Source organism: Paenibacillus salivarius (genome assembly GCF_051307165.1).
In the GTDB taxonomy this organism is placed as follows: Bacteria; Bacillota; Bacilli; order Paenibacillales; family Paenibacillaceae; genus Fontibacillus.
Genome location: NZ_CP195592.1, coordinates 3,917,738 through 3,939,010 on the forward strand (window position 1 = coordinate 3,917,738; position 21,273 = coordinate 3,939,010).

Genomic DNA, 21,273 nt, shown 5'->3' on the forward strand with positions numbered 1-21,273 from the left:
ATCGGTGACCCAGCCGGTTTTGGGCATTTTGACATTATACTTGAATGAGAAAAAGCATCTCGAGGAACGGCATATTTATCAAAGAATGATCGCGGAAGGCCAAGGCCTTGGGCTCGACGTTTATGTGTTTACCCCGATGGATGTGTATGAAAAAAAGGGGAAAATTCATGCCCTGGTCTATGATCCCAAACGGAGAAAGTGGTCGCGGGAGTGGCGAAACTTTCCCCATCTGATTTTTGACCGGTGCAGGATCCAGCGCAGCAAAAGATTCGAGCAGCTCAAGAAATTCCGGATCCGGCACAAAAATCTTAACTTCCTGAATCGCCCGATGAGGGATAAATGGACGGTTTATCAAACCCTATCCCGGAGACCGTCGTTTCGCCCCCATTTGCCGGAAACGCTGTTGTTTCAAAGCAGCGGAGACGTTTTCCGCCTATTGAAAAAATACCCGGCCGTCTACGTCAAGCCGATTAACGGAACCGGGGGACGGGGAATCCTTCGGGTAGAGCATCTGGAAAAGGATATGTACCTGATTCAAGGGCGAAGGCAAAACCGGAAAATCATCCCCGCCCAAAAGATTCACAAATCCCGTTTGGGCGCTTTCTTGGCAGGCTGGAAAGGAAGTACCCGATTCGTTGCCCAACAAGGCATACAAATCAAGCTGCCGAACGGTAGGGTTCACGATTACCGTATGCTCGTACAAAAGAACGGCCAAGGCAAATGGGAGGTTACCGGCGGAGCCGGAAGAATCGGTCCTCCCCGCAGCGTGACTTCCAATCTGCACGGCGGAGGGAAAGCAGTCTCGATGAACGCCTTACTCGGGCAAGTGACATCCAGCGAAGATAAACGTTCGGAGATTCGCCGCAACGCCGAAAAACTGAGCCTGGAGATCGCCGCCTATCTCGAAGCCTCCTATGGGGCTCTGTGCGAACTGGCTCTGGATCTGGCCATCGAGCGAAACGGACGGATCTACGTGCTGGAGGTCAATCCAAAGCCTGCCCGCGAAGTATTCATACAAACCGGAGATCTGGACGCGTACCGGCGGGCGATCATCAAGCCGCTTGAATACGCGGTATGGATGTACAAACACGAAGCCGCCCCTCCATCATAATGAGGAGGTGCGGCTTCGTTATTATCGGATTAGAAAAAGCCGTTAACTCTTTAATTCGGTTTCGATGACGGATTGGTCATAAAGCGTGATCAATTCGTTAAACCGGGTAATCAGAATATCGGAGCCGGCAAGCTCGGCACCTTGTCCGAAATCGGCGTAGGCGCAACCGACGACTTGAAGTCCGTTCTTTATGCCGGCCTCCACATCGGATGAGCGATCCCCGACCATCCAGGCGCTCGCAACGCCATGGCGATCCAACAGCAGTTTTACCAGATCGACCTTGGAGGGGGTCAAAAATTCGCCCGCGCTATAAACGCCCTCGAACAGGGATGCGATTCCGTGCGCTTCGGCAACTCCTTTGACATAGTGCTCCAATCCGTTGCTGGCCACAAACAGCCGGACTCCCCGCCCCTTTAGTTTCTCCAGCGTTTCCTTAACGCCCGGATACAGCTCGGTGGCATATTTCTGAAGTCCTTCCAGTTCCAGTTCCAACAGCAATTCGTCCGCTCGCCGGTGAACCGCCTCGCTGCAATCCGGAATCACCTTTTTCCAAATGTCCTCAAGCAGCATCCCCAGACAACTCAGCATCAATTCCTCCGGAGGCGTCTCTCCCTCGTACAGCTTCTCCTCCCTAAGCCGGTCAAACAACTGATGATAGGCCGGGAGCAGCAGCGTTTCCGTTTTGAAAAGCGTTCCGTCCATATCGAAGATCATCGCCTCGGGTTTGGACAGGTTACTCTGGAATCTCTCCATCCGTCGCATCCTTTCTTTCTGTATTTAATGCCCATGATAAGCAAATTCGATTCCGTTGTAAACCGTTTCGGGTTTTCGCCACCCCGGTCTTTCGGGAACCCGCTTATTTTTTCAAGTGGTATGGGACCGTCGTTACGATCAGATCCCTCCGATACAGCAAAAAGGCTCTAAGCAGCAGGCTGGACTGATTATGGAGAGCGTTGTGCCAACGCTTCTTCGGAATGAACTGGGGTATTAACACAGTCACCCTGAAATTCGATTCCTTGGCCTTATGTTCCACGATGTCGAGAAACTTGGTAAGCGGCTGAACCAGGCTTCGGTATTGGGAATACAACGTTACCAGCCGGATATCCGGATGCCACTCCTTCCATTTTTCTTCGAATTGCTTCTCCGTCTCTTTCTCAAAAGCAACATAAACCGCAATAATTTGATCCGGTGCAAGCGATTTGGCATAATTCAGCGTGTTTTCCACGACATGCGTAATTCCGGCCACCGGAATGACCATAACGTTTCCTTCGATGGGCACGGCCGGTTCGCACGTCGTAATTCTCAGTTGATCCCCTACAGCTACATAATGACGATGGATGTTATGGAAGATATACACGATCGCCGGTAAAAAAATGAGCGCCGGCCAAACTTGGGGAAATTTCGTTATGAAGAAAATCATCATAACCGTGAAGCTGATTAACGCCCCTACCGCATTAATCGTTAATTTGATCCCCCAGCCTTCCGGCTTTTCCCGGAGCCACTTCACCAGCATGCCGGTCTGCGCCAGCGTAAAAGGAATGAAGACCCCGACCGCATAAAGCGGAATCAGATGCTCCGTCTGTCCTTTGAATACGATGATCAAAATGATCGAAGCCACGGCCAGGAACAGAATTCCGTTCGAATACCCCAGGCGGTCTCCACGGACGGTAAACATCCGGGCAATGTATTTGTCCTTTGCCAGATTCACCGCCAGCAACGGGAATGCGGAGTACCCCGTATTTGCGGCCAGCACCAAAATCATCGCGGTAATTCCCTGAATCGCATAGTACATAAAATTTCGTCCGAACGTTGCCGAAGCGATTTGGGACACGACCGTTTCCTCCGGCTTAGGCGAAATACCGTAGTATTAAGCCAGATAAACGATGCCCACAAACAGAAGCGCAAGCAGGATCCCCATCGCCGCCAGCGTCTTGGAAGCATTTCTCGGAGCGGGATCCTTGAAGTTCGGGATCGCGTTGGAGATTGCCTCGACGCCGGTCAAAGCCGAACTCCCGGAAGCGAAAGCCCGCAAGAGCAAAAAGAGAGTCAGCCCGGTTACCGGGGTCCCGATCGAGGCGTGAAGATTTGCGGGAACTTTCCCCGTCATGATTTGAAAAAGGCCGGCACCGATCATCATGAAAATGATAAGGACGAATAAATAAACCGGATAAGCCAGAATGGATGCCGATTCGGTAATCCCGCGGAGATTCAAAATCGTGATCACGGCAACCAGGATGCAGGCGATAAGCACATTATATGGATGCAGGGACGGAAATGCCGAGGTGATGGCGTCCGTACCTGCCGAAATGCTTACAGCTACGGTCAAAATGTAATCAACAAGCAAGGCGCCGCCCGCAAGCAGTCCGGCATTGACGCCAAGGTTTTCCTTTGAAACCACATAAGCCCCGCCGCCGTGGGGATAAGCAAAAATGACCTGCCTGTAAGACAACACCAAGGCCAGCAGCAGAACCAGGATCCCCGCCGCGATCGGAATGGAATACCAATACGCAGCCGCGCCGATCGTCATCAAAACGAGCAAAATTTGTTCCGGTCCGTAAGCGACGGAAGACAAGGCATCCGATGAAAGAATCGCCAACGCTTTCGTCTTGTTCAGTTTTTGTTCCCCGAGCGCATTGGATTTTAACGGCTGACCGATGAGCACTCTTTTGATGAATTGGAACATAACCATCACCACCACGATTATTTTTGTAATAAAAAGCTTTTGTTATCCGAAAAGAATGGCGGTTAACAGCCAAGCCAATTCTAGATGAAATCCAAGAATGAATACTACTCCTGGTCGTTCTGCCTGTAAAACCTGGAAATAAACGCAATTAACGATCTTTACCCTCGATTGGAAATCGTTAAGCGCTTTCTTTCATCGTTTTCATTCATTATCACGCATTATCTTATCCGATTGACATTTGGCATACTCGAACACAATAAATAGGCCATTCCGGCGGGGTTACCGCCGGAATGGCCTGTCAAGTAAATGTGAATACTATTCGAACAATTTCATTTTTTTCGCGGCTTATTCTCCGTTCAAACGATAGCCCGCATGGAATACCGGACCGACATACTCGTTAAACGGATATCCCGAACGAATGGCAGCCGTAACGAAATTTTTGGCTTTGATTACCGCTTCTTTCACGGACAACCCGTTAGCCAGCCCGCCGGTTACCGCGGCCGCAAACGTGCAGCCCGCTCCGTGGTTGTGGGCCGGTTCGATTTTTTCCGACTCAAGCACCAGGAATTCCTCCCCGTCATAGAACAGGTCGATGGCCTTTTCGCCCTCGAGCGCCTTGCCGCCTTTAATGACGACATTCTTCGCGCCGCGGCCGTGAATGACCTTTGCGGCTTCCTTCATCTGCTCCACCGTCGTGAGACGGCCAAGTCCCGACAACACGCCCGCTTCGAACAGGTTCGGCGTAACGACCGTGGCGAGCGGCACCAGCAAATCGCGGATCGCGTCCGCGCTATCGGGATTCAGCACTTCATCCTCGCCTTTGCACACCATAACCGGATCGATGACCACGTTGTTTTGGCCGTGCTGCTTAATGTATTTTTCAGCGACTTCGATAATCGCCACGCTGCCCAGCATCCCGGTTTTCATCGCGTGGACAGGCCCGCCGGCAAAGACGGTTTTCAGCTGTTCAGCAACCAGTTCGGCATCCATCGGATATACGCTATGATGCCAGCCGCGGTCCGGATCCATCGTTACGATGCACGTCAAGGCGCTGAGCCCGTAGGTACCGTATTCTTCAAACGTTTTCAGGTCCGCCTGAATCCCCGCTCCGCCGCTGGAATCGCTGCCGGCAATGGTCAATGTTTTGAGTATGCTTGTTGACATGATGCTGCACTCCTTTACGAGAAACTAAATGATATGGTCCAATGAATTTTCCATAGCATCTATTGTAGCATTATTTTCAGAAAATCAGTGAAATATTTGACCCGGAATAAAAAAGAGTGAAGCGGCCTGCATCGCCGTTTCACTCCTTTGTAATTTGCATATTTTCAAACCACTTTTTGATTTGCCGCATCTATTCTTTCCTGGGACGCATTAAAACATTTCTTGCATACTTTGAGCTGCTGACCGGCACTGTTCGTTTTCGTATAGAGGAGCTTGATCCGCGTGCTTTGGCAAACCGGGCATGTTCCCCGGCCCCTGGTGGGAAGGTTCCAGAGCGCTTTTCCCCGTTTCGACTTCGACATCGTATCACCTTCAATATTTTATGGATTCACGAGTATAAGAGCTATTTCTTTTTCCCTATTTCCGTTAAAACACTTTCTTCTGCTGCCGGTCGTCCTTCAAAATTTCCACCGCTTCCCGGAAGCGCAGCGAATGGACGATTTCGCGCTCCCGCAGGAACTTGAGGCTGTCCTGGATATCCACATCATCCGTCATATCGATCAACCATTGATATGTAGCCCGCGCCTTTTCCTCGGCTGCGATATCCTCGTACAGATCGGCGATCGGGTCGCCTTTGGCCTGGATGTATGTGGCGGTCCAAGGAACGCCAGCCGCGTTCTCGTAGAACAGCGCCCTATCGTGGTTCACGTAATACGGGTCCATCCCGGCGGCCTTCAGCATCTCCGGCGTCGCGTCTTTGGTCAGTTTGTAGACCATCGTCGCGATCATTTCGAGATGCGCGAATTCTTCCGTGCCGATATCGTTGAGAAGACCGATCACCTTGTCGGGAATCGTGTATCTCTGATTCAAATAACGCAGGGCGGCGGCCAGTTCTCCGTCGGCGCCCCCATACTGCTCGATCAGCAGTTTGGCCATGCGAACATCGCATTTGCCGACCCGAACCGGGTATTGCAATTTTTTCTCATAAATCCACATGGATTCGTATTACCTCCTTTGCGTACTTGTAAGCAGAACGGGGAAATTGCAATTGCATCACGCACCAAAAAAGTCAGGCAGGTAATTTATACCTGCCATGGCCACGGGACCTGAGACCATTCCCATGGATATTTGGATAAAGAGCGTCCAAAGTTTTGCAGCGGGCCATAGAGCTGTTGAAAGTGGTTCGCCAGTTGCGTACGTTCCACCGTTAATTGATTAAACTGCTGGATCGCGGCCAGATCGTCCGGATGGGTGTCAAGGTACAAATTCAGTTCCACCAGCACGAAATCCAATGCCTGCAGTTTTTCCAGCATCGCGTAAAACTCCGGATCGCAATGCGGATTGGATGCCGAACTCATGTTATCACCGTCCTTTACCCCATTTGGATTCATACGGACTGAACAAAGCGGGCCAAAGCGTCCCGTGTCTCAAGGCTTCTTCCGGACTGAACTGCGGCAAATTGGGCGGTTGAAAGCAGATATATAATTGGGGTCCCGTACTGTAAGTTTTGCAGGTGATGGGAGGGCATGGATCAAAGGGGCCGACGAAGGGAGCATAGGCATGCTCATTGGGAAAATTCAAACCTGGTTCCTCCTTTGCGGATATTCCGTTTCCGCCCGCGGGACGTCGAAGTCCCTGGGCATCCTCATCACTAACATATGATGAATGCCTATTTTTTGAACCGGAAATCCGCAAAGTTTGGAAAAAAAACACGGTGGTTGTCTTACCGGGAACATATCTTGCCTATGAGAAAAACAACTTACGGTGTCCATGGCGATGTCTTTTTAACTAAAGCGATTTACACGATTTAAATTGGTTTGCAGATTTGGGATTGGTTTGGAGCTGCAGAGTGCCTGGTGAGAAATTACGAGGTTGAAAAAACGACCATATCCGCCCCAAAACCGGACAAATCGCCGATTCTATATGAAATTTCATACAGAATTGCCCGAAATCAAGGAAAAGCACAAATTGTGTATGATATTTCAGCTACAATTGTCCGCAAAAGGTATCCTCCAAGCATCCGACTTCCTATATCGCAACAAATCAAAAAAGTCAGGCCTCTCAAGATCAAGGCCTGACTTCCATTTTCTATTCGCCCGGCTCAAACTCTTGCTGAGCTGGCTCCTTGGCTTTATGCTTCGTGATTTTAACGCGCGTGATCCTCAACCGGCCGGATTCGGCAACCTCGATGGTCACATTGCCGACCTCTTTCTTTTTGCCCTTGGCCGGCGCCCCGTCAAGCTCCTTAAACAGCCAGCCTCCGATGGAATCGACCTCATGGTCCTCGATGTCGATGCCTACCAGGTCATTGACGTCTTCCAAAAGCATGCGCCCGTCGACGGAATAGACGCCTTCTCCAATGATTTCGACCTCCGGACGCTCATCTTCAAGCTCGTCATGCAGGTCGCCGACGATTTCTTCCACAATGTCTTCCACGGTCAACAAACCGGCGGTACCGCCGTATTCGTCGACAACAAGAGTGAGCTGGGAATGTCTCTTTTGCATCAACCGGAGCACCTGGCTAACTTCCATCGATTCCGGCACATTCAAAATAGGACGAACCATATCCGCCAAATTCAGCGAACGTCCGGATTCCGGCAACAGCAGGTCGGTAATGTGGACGAAACCGATGATCTGGTCCTTGTCCTCCACCGCTACCGGATAGCGCGAATGCTTAGAGCCGGCAACGATTTTCATATTCTCTTCCCAGGTCAGATTCGTGTACAAGCAGTGCATGTCGGTGCGGGGAAGCATCACTTCTCGCGCCAGCATGTCCGAAAAATCGAAAATATTGTCCATCAGCTTCATTTCATCTTTATCGATGACCCCGCTTTTGGCGCTCTGATTCATCAGGATCCGGATTTCTTCCTCGGAGTGAGCCGCCTCCCCTTCTCCGGCCGGCTGGATGCCGATCAGGCGAAGCATGGAGTTTGCCGCCGTATTCAGCAGCCAGATGACGGGCAAAAACAGCTTGTAGAAAAACAGCAGCGGTGCGGAAAGCCAAAGCGATGCCGACTCCGATTTCTGGATGGCCAGCGATTTAGGGGCAAGCTCGCCGATAACGATATGTAAAAACGTAATGATCGCAAACCCGATCGCTACCGAAACCGTCGTTATAAGCGTAGGGTCGGTAATGCCCATCCTGTACATTAGCGGCTCGACCAGAAGCTCGGAAATGGCCGGCTCCCCGACCCAACCGAGCCCCAGGGAAGCCAGCGTAATCCCTAACTGGGTGGCCGACAGGTAAGCGTCCAGTTTTTTATTGACTTTCAGTGCGTAAACGGCGCGTTTATTGCCTTCAGCGACTAATTGGGTGAGCCGGGACTGCCTGACTTTGACCAGCGAAAACTCCGCGGCCACGAAAAACCCGTTCATAAAAACAAGGATAAATACAAAAATCAAATTTAATGCCAGCTTGCCGAATTCAAAGTCGGTATGACCGTTAACGATGGCGTAATGCATGCAGTATGCCTTCTTTCTATAATGTGATCGCTTTACGGGATTTGAAGTCGGTTGTTTTGTAGTACATATCCGCAACAAGCAGATTCGGCCCGCAGCAGCCCGCCGCGTCACAGTGGCAGTTTACTTTACGGTTCAGGGGGTGGTTATCCCGCCAGTCGGCAAAAATATCGTCCAGCGAGCGGTCATGAATGTTTCCGAACGCGGGAATAGCCGCAAAGTCGGTCACATAGACATCCCCGGTAAACATGTTGACGTTGACGCGGTTTCTTCCGTCCGGATCGTTTCGTACCGTCACGTTCGGCTCCCGGCGCAAACGCCATAGCAGCTCCGCATCCTCGCGGTTGTCGTTGCAGGCGAAAAAAGGAAGCGTGCCGAACAACATCCACAACTCCGGATCCCGGGCGTCAAGCAGCGAGTGGATCGCGGTCCGCATATCCTTCAATGACAGAACAGGCAATCCTTCCGCAAAATCGGCCGCGTACATCGGGTGCACTTCATGCCGAAGACAGCCCATTTCGCGAATCAGACGATGAATTTCCGGTAATTTTTCATGCGTCCGGTAATTAATCATCGATTCCGCCGAAATAAACATCCCGGCTTCGCTTAATTTGCGCGTATTTTCTATCATTTTGAAATACATCCGGTATGCCGCATCCGCAGGCACCGGGTGGCCGCTTCGCGCGAAGCCTACTTCGTGAAAATCCCGTTCGCTCGTATAATTGAACGAAATATGCATGACATCCAAATAAGGAAGCAGTTTCTCGTACCGTTCGTAATCCAGGGTCAAATTGGAATTGATCTGCGAGCGAATTCCTCGTGACCGGGCATATTTCAGCAGCGGAACGATCACTTCATCCACGGTTTGCTTCCGGAAGGTCGGCTCTCCTCCGGTAATGCTGATCGTGCGCAAATGCTCCACCCGATCCAGCGACTCCAGCATCAAGGATAGCGGGATCATGTCCGGCTCTTTAAGGACAAGACTGTCGCCAACCGCGCAATGCTCGCAGCGCATATTGCAAAGGTTGGTCACGGTCATTTCCACGCTCGTCAGCTCATGCCGCCCGAACTCCCTAAGCGACAAAATCGGGTCCCAAGGATCGTTTTCAGGGGTTATCGCCGGAGTCATCGTCAAGCTTCCGCCTATATTATAATTGTTCTCTATACTCATTTTTTACTCACCTTATTTCTTTTATTAACCTAAAAAAGAGAAAAATGCACCTCAAGGTGCAGAATCCCGTCACGAGGGGCACTCCTTTTAGGAGACCGGCGCTTCAATTCTAGGCTCAATTCCGTTCACTTTCGTAATAACCACCGACAATTGATTGCTCAAGTCAAGATCGTAAGGATCCTTCAATTCCACGCCTGAAGGATCCGTCAAAACGCGGATGACCGGGCGCTGGGGAATATCCTTATGAATTTTGGCAACCACGCCCTCTTCGCCCGTACTCAACTTCACGGTCATACCCAGCGGATAGATCGCTACATGGTCGCGGAACAATTCCAGCTTCGATTTTTCATACCATTCCCCGCAGCCGGTGTACAACACCTCCAGCGCCTGATGCGGCAGCATGGCAGGCCGGTAGACCCGGTGTGTCGTCATGGCGTCATAGGCATCTGCGATCGCGATCCAACGAGCGAATTCAGAGATTTCGTCTCCTTTGAGCCCCCGCGGATAACCGGTTCCGTTAATCCGTTCATGATGCTGAAACGCGCAATGCGCCGCCTTCAACGGGATTCCGGGTTCATCCTTGAGCGTTTGAAAACCGTACAAGGTATGCTGCTTAATTTGGCTGAACTCCTCGTCGCTCAGCTGGGAAGGCTTGTTCAGCAATTCGATCGGCAGCTTTGTTTTTCCTATGTCATGAAGCATTGCTCCCAGCCCGAGCACCGTCAGTTCTTCCTTGCTGTAACCGTAAAGCTGTCCGAGAAAGAGCGTATAGACGCAAACATTCAGCGAATGCCGGTACAAATAATGATCCATGCTGTTGATGTTCATCATCATGATCATGACGTCTTCGCGCGCACTCAGATCCCCGATAATCGACTCGACCAGACTGGTGAAGTTTTTCCCCAGATGCGGATAAACGACCCCTTTCACGGCGGACTCCGTCAGCTTCTGATAACTGGTCCGTATTTCCTGGAGCGCCTTTCGGCGGGTCTCGTCCTCAATCATGTCCTGAATGACGACATCATCGGTTCTCGGATCGGAAATATAAATATAATCCATGCCATGCGCAAGCAAGCGCCGGATTACGGCCTCGCTCAGCTCCGCGTTTTCCGACAAGAGGATGATTCCATTTTCATTGTATATCTTTTTACCTAGTTTCATTCCAGGCTGTAAAGAAGTCACTGGTATCAGGCGCAATCAAAACCACTTCCGTCTCTAAGGTGTTCTCTCTATATTTTATCGGGCAGTCCGGACTTCATATTTGCTGCCGGGCTGTAATCCATCTTGGAAGCACGCAGCTATCCACCGCTCCCGCGGTCTGCAGTTCGGTCTTAAGCAAATCCCGCAAAAAATCGGGAAGCATGTACTCTTTATCTGTTCCGTTCTTAATTCTCTCGTATCCGATGCCGAATGTAAACATATCCAGCGTGCCGACGGAATAAGTTTTATGTTTGCTCATCGGCGTCCCATGCACACTCGCCTCTACGATCCTTTGAAACGGCGGGGCCTCCGGGTCATATAAAATCTCCATTCCGTCAACGCAAATCCCGCCAAGCACCTTGCCGCGGAAGCCGTAGCCGAATATCGCTTTGTCCGTCATTTCGGGCAGGAGAGATTGTTCCAGACTGAAAAGAATATCTTCACCCGTCATGTTCATCCGGCAAGGATTGATCGGCGACGGGCATACGGCATGAAGCATCCCTTCGCTGATTTCCCCTTTAGGGAGATCCATCAGCAATTGTCCGCTGTTAACCAGCGATATTTCGCTCCCCGTATACCTTTTGACAGCCTGTGCCAGCAAATTGCCGAATGGAGATTCCTCGGCGTACTTAATGGGCAGCTCCCTGTCAATCATCGCTACGGTACGGTCCAAACGCTGTTTGGCCGCTTGTTGATGAATTGATATTGCATGCAATACATTCTCGTCCTCGGCGCCCGGTTCCACCGGAATACAGCACCCTTCCAAAAACTCCGGCTTTCCGGTTGCCGGGTTCTTCCGAACGGTGATTCGGCCGAGGTGCCGTCCAAATTTCCCTGCCGCCGTAATGGCCGTCGTTCCAATAAACAGCGGTTCCTCAAGCAGATGATGCGTGTGCCCGCCGATAATCAGGTCGATCCCGGGTATCGTTTCGGCAAGCTCCCGATCCATCGGAAGTCCCAGATGCGACATGACGATAATGATATCCGCCCGGGTACGCAGATGACGCACCGATTCGGCGATCGTCTTTCTCGGGTCCAGGGCCTCCAGGCCCAGCAGTTCATAAAAATCGGGATAGGCTGCCGTCGCTCCGATCAGCCCGATGCTAAAGCCCCCCCGGCGAACCAAATGGTGCTCTATCATCCAGTCGGGAGGGAGCCCGGTAGCGATCTCCCGGATATTCCCGCAAACGACCGGACAAGCCAGCCCGGCATAAGCCTGGCGAAGCAGTTCGGGCGTAAATGTCAACCCTTCATTATTACCGATCGTAACAGCATCGTAACCGGTCAAATTTATAACATCCACATTGGCCTGTCCCATCGTGCCTTCCGTTTCTACGGCTGCCCTGTCCATATGGTCCCCGATATCGAGAAGCAGCACGGACGCATCCGGCACGGCACGGAATTCATCCGCCATAGCCGCAATCCGGCCCATGGCACCGAAATGGCTGTGCAAATCATTGGTATATAGGATCGTCAACGTACCCTGATCCGTCTCGGGATGCATGCTCAGGCCTCCTTGGTTGTGCTGAAGCTTCAAGTCCAGCTATAGAACTTGCATGTAGATTCAATAATAAAAATATTATATACCTTAAAATTGCCTATTGTCTCCATTTTATGATGGAATCCATGATTGTCAGACCAATTTTTCCCTGATATGATGAAGGAAAATGCGAAAATAACGAGGTGTGGTGTTTCTTGAAAGCGCATATCATGGACCTTAGTCCCGGTGATCGTCTTGAGTCCGATGTTTTTAATGATTACGGCGTCCTAGTCTTGCAGAAGGAAAAAGAACTGACCAGCGAAGCTATCGTCAAACTGATGCAGCACGGTATCGATTACGTCCATATCATCCCACAATCCGTTAATGTAGAAGTTCCCGTAGCGGTACCATTTCCGGAACATGTGCAAAAAGCCAAGCCTTACTTGGACGATGCGATTGACGGATTTGAAGCCATCTTTATGGAAGCCCTATCAAACGGTACGTTCGACAACAATAAAGTCGACAGTCTGCTCGAACCGATGGTCGCTCAGCTTAACGTACAGAAAGACGTCGTCTCTCTCTTGTTAGCCGTGAACGACAAAGATAACTATACATACAATCATTCGCTTCAGGTCGGCATGCTCTCTTATTATATCGCTTTATGGATCGGTTACACTCCGGAAGAAGCTTACTTAGCGGGCAAAGCCGGATATTTGATCGATATCGGCAAGTCAAAGGTTCCGCAGGAAATCCTCAATAAACCCGGCAAGTTGACGCCGGAAGAATTTGAAGAAGTCAAACGCCACACCATTTACGGACACGACATCATCTTAAAATCCACGGGGGACGAGCTTACGGCACTCGTTGCTTTGCAGCATCACGAACGCGACGACGGGTCCGGCTATCCGAAAGGCCTTAAGCAGGACGAGATTCACCCCTATGCGAAAATCGCGGCCGTCGCGGACGTTTTTTCGGCTATGACCTCCAACCGGATTTACCAGTCCAAGCAAGAATTGTTATCCGTTTTGAAGGAACTGAACAACCTCAGTTTCGGAAAATTGAGTCCGGAGCCCACCCAGGCGCTGATCAGTCATTTAATTCCGAATTTTATCGGCAAAAAAGTGCTTCTTAGCTCCGGAGAAATCGGGTCGATTGTGATGACGAACCAATCCGACTTTTTCCGTCCGCTCGTCCAGACCGATTCCAGGTTTGTCGATTTATCCAAGGAGCGGCAAACAGCCATTACCGAGGTTTATATGTAAATGAAGGTTCTGGTCTTCAGCGGTTGATGCCGGGATCGTTCCCGCTTCGACCGCTTTTTTTGGTTAAATATCTATTTTTTTTCAGTTCGAGGTTCAGGTTCCTATCCGACATTCCGATATAGTAAAGAGATCATAATACTGAAAGGTGGCAATCATGGACAGGTTGCATGAATTAAAAATGGCGGTTACCCTCGAACATCAGGTAGTATTGACCCTCGAAGACGGCATGTCGGTTGTCGGCGTACCCAAATGGAGCTCCAGTCCGGAAAAAGTACAAATCAGAACGGTGGAAGGCGCGGTTTGGGTTCTGCTCGAAGAAATCAGTCATGTTACGCGAATTATCCCGTTTCAATAACAAGAAAAACGTGCCCCGACGGCGCTAGGGCAAATCTGGCGTCCGTACCGGGCACGTTTTTAATTATACGCGAAGATGAATTAACCGATGGAACCTTCCATCTCGAACTTGATCAATCTGTTCATTTCAACCGCATACTCCATCGGCAATTCTTTGGTGAACGGCTCGATAAAGCCCATAACGATCATCTGCGTCGCTTCCGCTTCGGAAAGCCCGCGGCTCATCAAGTAGAAGAGCTGCTCCTCGGATACTTTCGAAACCGTCGCTTCGTGCTCCAGGACGATATTATCGTTCATGATTTCGTTGTACGGAATCGTATCGGAAGTCGACTCATTATCAAGAATGAGCGTATCGCACTTGATGTTCGACTTTGCGCCTTCCGCCTGACGGCCGAAAGAAGCCAGACCGCGGTAAGTGACCTTCCCGCCATGCTTACTGATCGACTTGGAAACGATCGTGGACGTGGTATCAGGCGCAAGGTGGATCATTTTCGCCCCTGCATCCTGGTGTTGTCCTTTGCCCGCAACCGCGATCGACAAAACGCTGCCCTTCGCTCCGCGCCCTTTCAGGACAACCGCAGGATATTTCATCGTCAGCTTGGAACCGATGTTGCCGTCGACCCATTCCATCGTCGCATTTTCTTCAGCTACAGCCCGTTTGGTTACAAGGTTGTAGATGTTCGGCGCCCAGTTCTGGATCGTCGTATAGCGAACGCGTGCGTTCTTCTTGCAGATGATTTCAACGACGGCGCTGTGCAGGGAGTTCGTGCTGTAAATCGGTGCCGTACATCCCTCTACATAGTGCACGAAGCTGTCCTCGTCAGCGATGATCAGCGTACGTTCGAATTGGCCCATGTTTTCCGAGTTGATGCGGAAGTAAGCCTGAAGCGGAACCTCACATTTGACGCCCTTCGGCACATAGATAAAGCTTCCGCCCGACCATACGGCGCTGTTCAGGGCCGCAAACTTGTTGTCCGCCGGAGGAATCACCGTACCGAAATATTCGCGGAAAATTTCCGGATGCTCTTTGAGCGCAGTGTCGGTATCCATGAAAATAACGCCTTGCTCTTCCAGGTCCTTCTGCATGCTATGATAAACGACCTCGGATTCGTACTGCGCGGATACGCCGGCCAGGAACTTCTGTTCCGCCTCCGGAATACCGAGCTTATCGAACGTTTCCTTGATTTCGGCAGGAACCTCTTCCCATGTTTTCCCTTGCTTTTCGGAAGGTCTTACATAATATTGGATATCGTTGAAATCCAACTCGTCGAGGTCTCCGCCCCAACGCGGCAGCGGCATTTTCTCGAATTGCTCGAGCGATTTCAGCCGGAAATTCAGCATCCATTCCGGTTCATTCTTGATGCGGGAAATTTCCGTAACGATTTCGCGGGTCAAACCTTTACCCGTTTGGAAAACCGCTTTGTGCTCGTCACGGAAACCATATTTATATTCTTCCATTTCAGGCGCTTTTTTGGCCATGGCTTTGTTACCCCCTTAATAAAGTAATGACTCTTACTGTTCCTGAATGCCTTTCTTCAGGGCATTCCACGCCAGCGTGGCGCATTTGATCCGGGCAGGAAACTTGTTGACTCCGGACAAAGCTTCAATATCCTCGTAGTCCTCGAATTCCGCCGGCTCGCCCTTCATTAGCGAGGAAAAACGGTTCGCAAGCTCCATGGCATCTTCGAAAGACCGGCCTTTGACCGCTTCCGTCATCATGGAGGCGGAAGACATGCTGATCGAACAGCCTTCTCCGGTAAAACGCGCATCTTTTACGATGCCATCCTCCAATTTTAATTGAAGCGAAATGCGGTCTCCGCAGGTCGGGTTATTCAAATCGACGGTAAAAGCGCCGTCTTCGAACTTTCCCTTGTTGCGGGGATTTTTATAATGATCCATAATGACACGGCGGTATAAATCGTCCAATTGCATTACGCGAAATACTCCTTTGTTTGGATTAAAGCTTCCGCCAATCGGTCGATGTCCTGTTCCGTATTGTACAGATACAGGCTGGCTCTCGCCGTTGCACTTGCCTGAAGCCAGCGCATCAGCGGTTGGCAGCAGTGATGCCCCGCCCTGATGGCGACGCCTTGGGCGTCCAAAACGGTGGCCACATCATGAGGATGGACATCCAGCAGATTGAAGGTAACGAGACCGACCTCGCGTTCGCGGGGCCCGTAAACCGTAACTCCCTCAATTTCAGACAGCCGGTTCATCGCGTAGGATGCCAGCTTCGTTTCATGCCGATGAATCTCATCCAGCCCGATTTCCTCCAGAAAGTCGATTGCCGCCGCAAGTCCCACGGCACCGGCGATGATCGGGGTTCCGCCTTCGAACTTCCAAGGCAGCTCCTTCCATGTCGATTCGTAAAGTCCGACATCGTCGATCATCTCGCCGCCGAACTCGATCGGCTCCATCGCTTCCAGCAGTTGCTTCTTACCATATAGTACCCCAATCCCGGTCGGAGCGCACATTTTATGTCCGGAGAAAGCATAGAAATCGCAATCCAAATCCCGGACGTTAACTTTCATGTGCGGCGTGCTTTGCGCACCGTCGACCACCATGACGGCTCCGTGCCGGTGGGCGATTTCCGCGATCTCCTTCACCGGGTTGATCACGCCGAGCACATTGGAGACATGCGCGGTGGCAACGATTTTCGTCTGATCCGTGACCGTCTTCTCCACGTCTTCCAGCGCGATGCTGCCGTCAGGCTGCAGGGGGATGAACTTCAGCGTAGCGCCCGTACGTTTCGCGAGCTGCTGCCAAGGAATGAAATTGCTGTGATGCTCCATTTGGGTGATGACAATTTCATCGCCGGATTTTACCGCCGACGGACCGTAAGAGGAAGCAACCAGATTCAAAGCGGTCGTCGTCCCCCGGGTAAAAATAATCTCCTCGGTGTGAGCGGCTCCGATGAACCGCGCAACCTTTTCCCGCGCCCCTTCATAGGCGTCGGTCGCCCGGCTGCCCAGCGTGTGTACGCCGCGGTGCACGTTGGCGTTCTCCCATTCGTAATAACGCCGGAGCGCCTCCAGGACGGCGCGCGGCTTCTGCGAAGTCGCCGCGCTATCCAGATAAACGAGCGGATGCCCGTTGATCTCCTGGTTTAATATAGGAAACTGTTCTTTGATCAGTTCCGCATTCATTGTCCCAACTTCCTTTCCACCAGGCCCTGCAATTGCGTTTGCAGCTGCTCCAGTGGAATGTCCGAAACGACCGGAGCAAGGAAGCCGTAAATGATCAAACGTTCAGCTTGCTCGCGGGAAATGCCCCGCGACATCAAATAATAGATTTGCTCCTGGTTAACTTGGCCGACGGAAGCGGCATGGCCGGCCTTCACATCGTCCTCGTCGATCAGCAAGATCGGGTTTGCGTCACCGCGGGCTTTCGGGCTGAGCATCAGCACTTTCTCCGTCTGCTCCCCGTTCGCCTTCGTCGCGCCTTTTTCGATCTTCGTAATCCCGTTGATGATCGCTGTCGCCTGTTCGCGCATCACCGCGCGGGTAATCATTTGGCTTTCCGAAGATTTGCCGAAATGAACCGCTTTGGTCGTGTAGTTCATCCGCTGCGAACCCGAACCGACCGCGATCACTTTCGCGTCGGAAACGGATCCGTTCCCTTTAAGGATGGACAACGTTTCGCTGACCGAATCCCCGGCATTCATTTCGCCGACGATCCATTCGATGCTTCCGTCGTTCTCCACCACGGAACGGCGGTTGATCAAATCCGTCGTGTTCACGTTCAAATGATGAACGGTTGCGAATTGGACCTTGGCTCCGGCCTTAACGAATACTTCGGCGGCACCGTTATGCACGATATTGCCGTCGTATTGTCCGGAGATATAATTGTCAACGTAAGTAACACGACTGTTCGATTCCGCAACGATCAATACATGCGGAGCAAAAGAAGCCGATGCGTCATCGATCAGGAAAATGCTCTGCAACGGAATGTCCACTTCCACATTTTTCGGCACGTACAAAAATACGCCGCCGTTCCAAAGTGCCGCATGCAGTGCCGTAATCCGGTTTTCTTCCGGTTTGACGGCCGTGTGAAGGTAAGATTTTACCAAATCGGCGTGCTCGCGAACCGCGGTCTCCAGATCGGTAAAAATGACGCCTTTAGCCGCAAGATCGGCGGAAAGGCGGGTAAAGACCACGCCGCTGTTATGTTGAACGATCAGATTGCTGTTTTCCTTCAAATCAACGTAAGAAGCGACGACTTCAGGCAGCTGTTGCGTCAAATCGGGACGTCCTGTACGGATCGCACCGAAATTGCTGAGATCCCAGCGGTCGATTCTCGTCTTTTCCAGCTTCGGCAAATCCAGCTCCGCAGCCAATTTGAGCGCATTTACGCGGCTCTCGGTCAGCCAGGCCGGTTCTCCGTTATTCACGGATGCGTTTTGGAGCGTATCTGTTTCCACCGGAAGAACGGTTTGTGTTGTCATCTTTAGTTCTCCCCCTTCCGATTAGGCTTCTTGGCCTACAGTTTCATCCGTAATGCCGAGTTCCTCTTTCACCCAGTCGTAACCTTCGCGTTCCAGACGTTCGGCAAGCTCAGGTCCGCCGGACTTAACGATACGTCCTTGCATCATCACGTGTACATAATCCGGTGTAATATAGTTCAGTAACCGCTGATAGTGGGTAATAATCAAGAAGCCGCGTTCTTCGCTGCGCATCGCGTTGACGCCGTTCGCTACGATCCGCAGGGCGTCGATGTCAAGGCCGGAGTCGATCTCGTCAAGAATGACGATTTTCGGATCCAGCATCATCATTTGCAAAATTTCGTTCCGTTTCTTCTCGCCGCCAGAGAATCCTTCATTCAGGTAACGGTGGGCAAATTCCGGATTCATTTCAAGTTCCTTCATTTTGCCTTCCATTTGGCGGATAAATTTAATCAGCGAAATCTCATTGCCTTCGCCAAGACGGGCATTGATGGCGCTGCGCAGGAAGTCCGAATTCGTTACCCCTGCGATCTCGCTCGGATACTGCATAGCCAGGAAAAGGCCTGCGCGCGCGCGTTCGTCAACGGCCATCTCCAGAACGTCTTCGCCGTTCAGGCTTACGTTGCCGTCCGTCACTTCATACTTCGGATGGCCCATAAGCGCGGAAGCGAGCGTACTTTTCCCCGTTCCGTTTGGTCCCATGATCGCGTGGATTTCCCCGCCTTTTATTTCAATGTCGACCCCTTTCAGAATCTCCTTGCCCTCGATTGCCGCTTTAAGTCCTTCAACAACAAAATGTGTAGCCATGATTTACTGCTCCTTCCATTAGTCGTTTATTCCATAATAATTATCACTATTATAGCATAATTAAAATAATTATCAAATTAGACTAATTCTAATTTTCATTGATTCTCAATGATTCTCATTTCATTCATTCTAACCTACTTCGAAGGCTTAATCAACGTGCGAAGGCCGGATAACCTAGGAATCTGTCGAAAAACAGGAAGGACTGCCCGGAAATCATCCCCATGATGACCGGAACAGCCCCTCTGTTTGCAATTTGTTATGTCCGATGTTTACCCAAGGAAAGAGCGCAGCATCCACATATGCTTCTCCAGCTCGCCTTTAAAGCCGGTCAACAGGTCGCTGGTTGCCTCATCGCCTTCCTTATCCGCAAGCTCGATCCCCTCTTGGAAAGACTCCGACAATGTCGCAAAATCTTCGATCAGATTCTGGACCATCGTATTCGGGTCTTCCTTGCCGGTCGCTTCCTGGATGGTGGCCAACTCCAAGTATTCCTTCATCGTCGCCGACGGGCTTCCTTTGATCGTAAGCAGCCGTTCAGCCACCGCGTCCATTTTCTCGCTTACTTCATTATATAACTCCTCGAATTTGACATGAAGCGTAAAAAAGTTGTCGCCCTTCACATACCAATGGTAATTATGAATTTTCACGTACAATACGTTCAGATTGGCCACCTGTTCATTGAGCACCTGTTCCAAACTGGACTTTTTCGTCTTGCTTGCCGATTTCGAATCTGTTTTAGCCATCATTAACCCTCTCTTTCATTAAGGTATAATACGCCAATATTGTTGTTTTACCCGAGCCAAGTTTTGCCGAAACAAGCAGTATATATGTTCTATTATATCCCAATAGAATCATTTTCCAATTAAAAACAATCAAGTTCGTCCGGTTTGGGACTATGATATTTCACCCAATCGATGATATTATGTATTAGCAATGATTTTTAATGTGTTTTTTGGGGGCTATATGGACAATCAGAGCGAAAACAACCAGAAAAATTCCGAAGGTTTTTTGTTCAACGTGGAAATTCTCGTGAAAAGCGAATCCAATGCCAAAGCGCTGCAAGCTTTGCTGCAGGTGCTGAATCACGGGAAGGATATTATCGATTACAAGATCAATTCGGGAATTGAGCTTGGGGAAATTATCGATGCCATGTTAACCGCCAAGAAGCAGACGATTATCTCCAAATCCTACAAAAGGCTTGCCGAACCCGAACATAGCGTCAAACCGTCGGCAGCTCCTTCCACCAAAGCCAAGCCATCGGCAAAAGCGGAAACCGAAAAGCCGAAAAGCTTTGAAGATATCGCAAGCAGCGGCGATTTTGAACAGTGGATTCAAAAGTATATCGCCGGAAACCGGCTAGTCCGACTATTGGTGAACCGGAATGGAGAGCGCGCAAGCTTGCCTTGCCGTATTTTGAATTTCTTGCCCGAAACCTATACGATCAATGTATACCATGTTGACGAAAAACAGGTATACACCTTCAAGCTTAGCGAAATTATCGATTTTATCGATCATTGAGGAAAGAACTCCGAAGGAATCGCAAAATAAAACGACCGGCATCCTTTAAGGATGCATCGGCCGTTTTTTTCGTTCCGTCAGTTTTTCTTTTTCAGCATGGCCAGTCCGAACATCAGCCATCCCGCAAGGAACGCAACTCCCCCAAGCGGAGTAATCGGTCCAAACCATTTCCAGCCGGTTACCGCCAGCAAGTATAAACTGCCCGAGAAGAGGATGATCCCGATCAGAAACAGGCGGTTCGCCCACAACAACCGTCTCGGTTCGCCTCCGAACCCGGCGGCCAATGAAGCGAGAATCATGGCGAGTCCGTGAATCATATGATAATGAACCCCCGTTTCATAAGTCCCCGTCGCCTTCTCGCCGATGACGGGTTCCAGCACGTGAGCCCCGAACGCCCCTAGCGCTATGGCAAGCAGCATGATGAATCCTCCCGCCGCGGCAAATTTTCGCTGCATTTCATTTCACCTCCCGAAACATATCTTATTCGCTTCAAATATCATAACCTAGCGACCGCACACTTTCCAGGTGAAACCGTCTCCTTGGACAAAACGTATTTTAAACTTGAAAAATCAAAACGATGTTAAACGGTCGCGGTTTTTGCTAATATAAAAGATGGACTATCT

21 protein-coding genes and 1 pseudogene are annotated in these 21,273 nt (G+C 50.7%); 4 read left to right on the forward strand and 18 right to left on the reverse strand.

The window, feature by feature from the left end; translation table 11 throughout:
• The first annotated feature begins 4 nt into the window (after positions 1-4).
• Positions 5-1,111 (forward strand): YheC/YheD family protein, encoded by a 1,107-nt coding sequence (locus ACSFXJ_RS18120; protein ID WP_435921817.1) that lies wholly within the window; start codon positions 5-7, stop codon positions 1,109-1,111.
• A 42-nt stretch (positions 1,112-1,153) separates the two neighbouring features.
• Here the strand turns inward: ACSFXJ_RS18120 and ACSFXJ_RS18125 are convergent, their stop codons facing one another.
• The 11 genes and pseudogenes from ACSFXJ_RS18125 to ACSFXJ_RS18175 all read right to left on the reverse strand — a co-directional run bounded on the left by ACSFXJ_RS18125 (position 1,154) and on the right by ACSFXJ_RS18175 (position 12,292).
• Positions 1,154-1,864, reverse strand: a complete 711-nt coding sequence (locus ACSFXJ_RS18125; RefSeq protein WP_435921818.1) for an HAD family hydrolase — start codon at positions 1,862-1,864, stop codon at positions 1,154-1,156.
• A 103-nt stretch (positions 1,865-1,967) separates the two neighbouring features.
• Positions 1,968-3,794, reverse strand: a pseudogene (locus tag ACSFXJ_RS18130) (APC family permease).
• A gap of 345 nt (positions 3,795-4,139) precedes the next feature.
• Positions 4,140-4,958: a bifunctional hydroxymethylpyrimidine kinase/phosphomethylpyrimidine kinase gene (thiD, locus tag ACSFXJ_RS18135; protein WP_435921819.1), complete on the reverse strand. Its 819-nt coding sequence runs from the start codon at positions 4,956-4,958 to the stop codon at positions 4,140-4,142.
• Positions 4,959-5,122: 164 nt separating this feature from the next.
• Entirely contained in the window at positions 5,123-5,320 is a 198-nt protein-coding gene (locus ACSFXJ_RS18140) for a hypothetical protein (protein ID WP_435921820.1), read from the reverse strand.
• Between the two features lie 64 nt (positions 5,321-5,384).
• Positions 5,385-5,954, reverse strand: coding sequence for a manganese catalase family protein (locus ACSFXJ_RS18145; RefSeq protein ID WP_435921821.1), 570 nt, complete (start codon positions 5,952-5,954; stop codon positions 5,385-5,387).
• A gap of 86 nt (positions 5,955-6,040) precedes the next feature.
• Positions 6,041-6,316 (reverse strand): spore coat protein CotJB, encoded by a 276-nt coding sequence (locus ACSFXJ_RS18150; protein ID WP_435921822.1) that lies wholly within the window; start codon positions 6,314-6,316, stop codon positions 6,041-6,043.
• Positions 6,317-6,320: 4 nt separating this feature from the next.
• Positions 6,321-6,539: a spore coat associated protein CotJA gene (locus ACSFXJ_RS18155; protein ID WP_435921823.1), complete on the reverse strand. Its 219-nt coding sequence runs from the start codon at positions 6,537-6,539 to the stop codon at positions 6,321-6,323.
• A 507-nt stretch (positions 6,540-7,046) separates the two neighbouring features.
• A complete protein-coding gene (locus ACSFXJ_RS18160; RefSeq protein WP_435921824.1) occupies positions 7,047-8,420 on the reverse strand; it encodes a hemolysin family protein in 1,374 nt (457 codons plus the stop codon).
• A 16-nt stretch (positions 8,421-8,436) separates the two neighbouring features.
• The gene (yfkAB, locus tag ACSFXJ_RS18165; protein WP_435921825.1) at positions 8,437-9,588 is read right to left on the reverse strand and encodes a radical SAM/CxCxxxxC motif protein YfkAB; all 1,152 of its coding nucleotides are present in this window, start codon (positions 9,586-9,588) and stop codon (positions 8,437-8,439) included.
• Positions 9,589-9,675: 87 nt separating this feature from the next.
• Positions 9,676-10,785 (reverse strand): HD-GYP domain-containing protein, encoded by a 1,110-nt coding sequence (locus ACSFXJ_RS18170; RefSeq protein WP_435921826.1) that lies wholly within the window; start codon positions 10,783-10,785, stop codon positions 9,676-9,678.
• A 58-nt stretch (positions 10,786-10,843) separates the two neighbouring features.
• Entirely contained in the window at positions 10,844-12,292 is a 1,449-nt protein-coding gene (locus ACSFXJ_RS18175; protein ID WP_435921827.1) for a bifunctional metallophosphatase/5'-nucleotidase, read from the reverse strand.
• Between the two features lie 191 nt (positions 12,293-12,483).
• Here ACSFXJ_RS18175 and ACSFXJ_RS18180 point away from each other — a divergent pair, with 191 nt between their 5' ends.
• Together ACSFXJ_RS18180 and ACSFXJ_RS18185 are read left to right on the forward strand one after the other, a co-directional pair.
• Entirely contained in the window at positions 12,484-13,530 is a 1,047-nt protein-coding gene (locus ACSFXJ_RS18180; RefSeq protein WP_435921828.1) for an HD-GYP domain-containing protein, read from the forward strand.
• Between the two features lie 154 nt (positions 13,531-13,684).
• A complete protein-coding gene (locus tag ACSFXJ_RS18185) occupies positions 13,685-13,885 on the forward strand; it encodes a hypothetical protein (protein ID WP_435921829.1) in 201 nt (66 codons plus the stop codon).
• A gap of 80 nt (positions 13,886-13,965) precedes the next feature.
• Here ACSFXJ_RS18185 and sufB read toward each other — a convergent pair whose 3' ends face one another.
• The 6 genes from sufB to ACSFXJ_RS18215 form a co-directional block, all read right to left on the reverse strand.
• Positions 13,966-15,363: a Fe-S cluster assembly protein SufB gene (sufB, locus tag ACSFXJ_RS18190; RefSeq protein ID WP_435921830.1), complete on the reverse strand. Its 1,398-nt coding sequence runs from the start codon at positions 15,361-15,363 to the stop codon at positions 13,966-13,968.
• Positions 15,364-15,396: 33 nt separating this feature from the next.
• Positions 15,397-15,816: a Fe-S cluster assembly sulfur transfer protein SufU gene (gene sufU / locus ACSFXJ_RS18195; protein WP_435921831.1), complete on the reverse strand. Its 420-nt coding sequence runs from the start codon at positions 15,814-15,816 to the stop codon at positions 15,397-15,399.
• Positions 15,816-17,030 (reverse strand): cysteine desulfurase, encoded by a 1,215-nt coding sequence (locus tag ACSFXJ_RS18200; protein WP_435921832.1) that lies wholly within the window; start codon positions 17,028-17,030, stop codon positions 15,816-15,818. Before ACSFXJ_RS18200 ends, sufU begins: the two co-directional genes overlap by 1 nt.
• Complete coding sequence (gene sufD / locus ACSFXJ_RS18205) at positions 17,027-18,328, reverse strand: Fe-S cluster assembly protein SufD (protein WP_435921833.1); 1,302 nt, start codon at positions 18,326-18,328, stop codon at positions 17,027-17,029. The genes ACSFXJ_RS18200 and sufD overlap by 4 nt, the downstream gene beginning before the upstream one ends.
• 21 nt (positions 18,329-18,349) lie before the next feature.
• Positions 18,350-19,132 (reverse strand): Fe-S cluster assembly ATPase SufC, encoded by a 783-nt coding sequence (gene sufC / locus ACSFXJ_RS18210; protein ID WP_435921834.1) that lies wholly within the window; start codon positions 19,130-19,132, stop codon positions 18,350-18,352.
• 269 nt (positions 19,133-19,401) lie between these two features.
• Positions 19,402-19,875, reverse strand: coding sequence for a Dps family protein (locus ACSFXJ_RS18215; RefSeq protein WP_435925799.1), 474 nt, complete (start codon positions 19,873-19,875; stop codon positions 19,402-19,404).
• A gap of 220 nt (positions 19,876-20,095) precedes the next feature.
• On the opposite strand from ACSFXJ_RS18215, the gene ACSFXJ_RS18220 reads away from it, so the two are divergent.
• Positions 20,096-20,650, forward strand: coding sequence for a hypothetical protein (locus ACSFXJ_RS18220; protein WP_435921835.1), 555 nt, complete (start codon positions 20,096-20,098; stop codon positions 20,648-20,650).
• Positions 20,651-20,727: 77 nt separating this feature from the next.
• Here ACSFXJ_RS18220 and ACSFXJ_RS18225 read toward each other — a convergent pair whose 3' ends face one another.
• Complete coding sequence (locus ACSFXJ_RS18225; RefSeq protein WP_435921836.1) at positions 20,728-21,105, reverse strand: DUF423 domain-containing protein; 378 nt, start codon at positions 21,103-21,105, stop codon at positions 20,728-20,730.
• Positions 21,106-21,273 lie beyond the last annotated feature (168 nt).

Bases quoted from the DNA above. Each gene is read 5' to 3' on its own strand.
- ACSFXJ_RS18125 (WP_435921818.1), bottom strand. From the start codon at position 1,864: ATGGAGAGATTCCAGAGTAACCTGTCCAAACCCGAGGCGATGATCTTC.
- thiD (WP_435921819.1), bottom strand. From the start codon at position 4,958: ATGTCAACAAGCATACTCAAAACATTGACCATTGCCGGCAGCGATTCC.
- ACSFXJ_RS18140 (WP_435921820.1), bottom strand. From the start codon at position 5,320: ATGTCGAAGTCGAAACGGGGAAAAGCGCTCTGGAACCTTCCCACCAGG.
- ACSFXJ_RS18145 (WP_435921821.1), bottom strand. From the start codon at position 5,954: ATGTGGATTTATGAGAAAAAATTGCAATACCCGGTTCGGGTCGGCAAA.
- ACSFXJ_RS18150 (WP_435921822.1), bottom strand. From the start codon at position 6,316: ATGAGTTCGGCATCCAATCCGCATTGCGATCCGGAGTTTTACGCGATG.
- ACSFXJ_RS18160 (WP_435921824.1), bottom strand. From the start codon at position 8,420: ATGCATTACGCCATCGTTAACGGTCATACCGACTTTGAATTCGGCAAG.
- yfkAB (WP_435921825.1), bottom strand. From the start codon at position 9,588: ATGAGTATAGAGAACAATTATAATATAGGCGGAAGCTTGACGATGACT.
- ACSFXJ_RS18175 (WP_435921827.1), bottom strand. From the start codon at position 12,292: ATGCATCCCGAGACGGATCAGGGTACGTTGACGATCCTATATACCAAT.
- ACSFXJ_RS18185 (WP_435921829.1), top strand. From the start codon at position 13,685: ATGGACAGGTTGCATGAATTAAAAATGGCGGTTACCCTCGAACATCAG.
- sufB (WP_435921830.1), bottom strand. From the start codon at position 15,363: ATGGCCAAAAAAGCGCCTGAAATGGAAGAATATAAATATGGTTTCCGT.
- sufU (WP_435921831.1), bottom strand. From the start codon at position 15,816: ATGCAATTGGACGATTTATACCGCCGTGTCATTATGGATCATTATAAA.
- ACSFXJ_RS18200 (WP_435921832.1), bottom strand. From the start codon at position 17,030: ATGAATGCGGAACTGATCAAAGAACAGTTTCCTATATTAAACCAGGAG.
- sufD (WP_435921833.1), bottom strand. From the start codon at position 18,328: ATGACAACACAAACCGTTCTTCCGGTGGAAACAGATACGCTCCAAAAC.
- sufC (WP_435921834.1), bottom strand. From the start codon at position 19,132: ATGGCTACACATTTTGTTGTTGAAGGACTTAAAGCGGCAATCGAGGGC.
- ACSFXJ_RS18215 (WP_435925799.1), bottom strand. From the start codon at position 19,875: ATGGCTAAAACAGATTCGAAATCGGCAAGCAAGACGAAAAAGTCCAGT.
- ACSFXJ_RS18220 (WP_435921835.1), top strand. From the start codon at position 20,096: ATGGACAATCAGAGCGAAAACAACCAGAAAAATTCCGAAGGTTTTTTG.
- ACSFXJ_RS18225 (WP_435921836.1), bottom strand. From the start codon at position 21,105: ATGCAGCGAAAATTTGCCGCGGCGGGAGGATTCATCATGCTGCTTGCC.